This window comes from Streptomyces jumonjinensis (assembly GCF_009600885.1).
Taxonomy (GTDB): Bacteria; Actinomycetota; Actinomycetes; order Streptomycetales; family Streptomycetaceae; genus Streptomyces; species Streptomyces jumonjinensis.
Genome location: NZ_VCLA01000194.1, coordinates 2,568 through 3,893, shown reverse-complemented (window position 1 = coordinate 3,893; position 1,326 = coordinate 2,568). Strand labels below are relative to the sequence as shown.

The following is a 1,326-nucleotide window of genomic DNA, read 5'->3' as shown; positions in this document are numbered from 1 at the left end:
CACCGGCCGCGACGAGGCCGCACCGTCCGGGGAACCGGACAGCAGACCGGCCCCGGACACCGCACCGACCGGACTGACCGGCCCGGAGGACGAGGACGAACTCCTCCCGATCGCCCGCGCGGCGGTCACCCGGGCGGACAAGGTCACCCGCCAGATCGTCGCGGACGCCATCCGGGGACAGGGCATTCCGCTGGCCAACGACCGGCTGACCGCCCTGGTCACCCAGCTCCGCACCGAGAACCGACCGGCCCCGGTCACTGCCACCGGCTGACCGACCGCCCCACGGGGTGACCGGGCCGGACACCGACCGGCCCGGTCACCCCACCCGGGACACCCGGACACCGAACCCCCGCTCCTGCTCGTACCGGAGGCCCTCGTGCGCACCTCCCCGGTCACCCCGGCCGAAGCCGACGCCTGGATCACCACCCTCCACCGCCACGGTCACCTCCACCACGCCGAACGCGGCCCCGACGGCTCCTGGACCGTCCGGCGCACCGCATGCAGCCGGCCGTGGACCCTGCACCACCCGGCCCTCGCCCTCGACTACGCCGCCGAGATCCTCCGGGACCTTCGGCGAACCGCCCCGGAGACCCGCCGATGACCCGACCCGACCCGACCGACCCCACCACCGCCGGGTGCGGAGGCGACTGCCCGGCACGAGGCCGAGCAAGCTGTAGCGTCCGAAACTCCTCCGCAGCCCGTGGCTGCGGAGGAGTTTCGGACGCGCATGCCCCCACCCCGAACGGGGCGGGGGAAACCTCCTGGCACCAGGGGGCGCCGGGAGGAGAGGCTGCGACCGGGGGCGGACCGCAACCAGGAGGAGAACCTCCGTCGCTGTCCGCGCGACGCCAGCGTCCGCGCCTGCGCCAGAACCTTCAGCGCGACCACGTCCGCAGCGTTCGCCTCACCGCCGACGAACTCGCCACCGTCCAGACCGCCGCCAAGGCGGTCGGACTGACCACCGCCGGGTTTCTCGCCGACGCGGCGGTCGCGCTTGCCCATACGAAGAGCGGTGCCAAGCTGTGGCTGGTGGACCAGCGGGCCCTGGTCGAAGAGCTGATGACCGTCGGCGCCCAGCTCGCCCGAGCCGGGAACAACCTCAACCAGATCGCCCGGGTTCTTAACTCCGGCGGCCACAGCGACCACGTCGACCAAGTTGTCGACCGGGTGCTTCGCGCGGCGGTCCGTGTGGAGGCCGCCGCAGTTGAGATCGCCCGGCGGCGGTGACCGGCATGGTTCCGGACATCTCCACCGGCAGCCGAACCTACGGCCTGCTCGCCTACCTCTATGGTCCCGGCCGCCGCGACGAACACACCGACCCCCACA

Annotated in this window: 2 protein-coding genes and 1 pseudogene; all 3 read left to right on the top strand. The window is 73.3% G+C overall.

Going from position 1 to position 1,326, the window contains the following annotated elements:
* Window positions 1-271: pseudogene (locus tag FF041_RS38315) on the top strand (DUF2637 domain-containing protein); the annotation flags it as partial.
* Between the two features lie 105 nt (window positions 272-376).
* Window positions 377-601, top strand: a complete 225-nt coding sequence (locus FF041_RS32445) for a hypothetical protein (RefSeq protein WP_323393354.1) — start codon at window positions 377-379, stop codon at window positions 599-601.
* Window positions 598-1,227: a MobC family plasmid mobilization relaxosome protein gene (locus tag FF041_RS32440; protein WP_153526080.1), complete on the top strand. Its 630-nt coding sequence runs from the start codon at window positions 598-600 to the stop codon at window positions 1,225-1,227. The genes FF041_RS32445 and FF041_RS32440 overlap by 4 nt, the downstream gene beginning before the upstream one ends.
* Window positions 1,228-1,326 lie beyond the last annotated feature (99 nt).

Coding starts and splice junctions, on each gene's coding strand:
- FF041_RS32440 (WP_153526080.1), top strand. CDS start 598: ATGACCCGACCCGACCCGACCGACCCCACCACCGCCGGGTGCGGAGGC.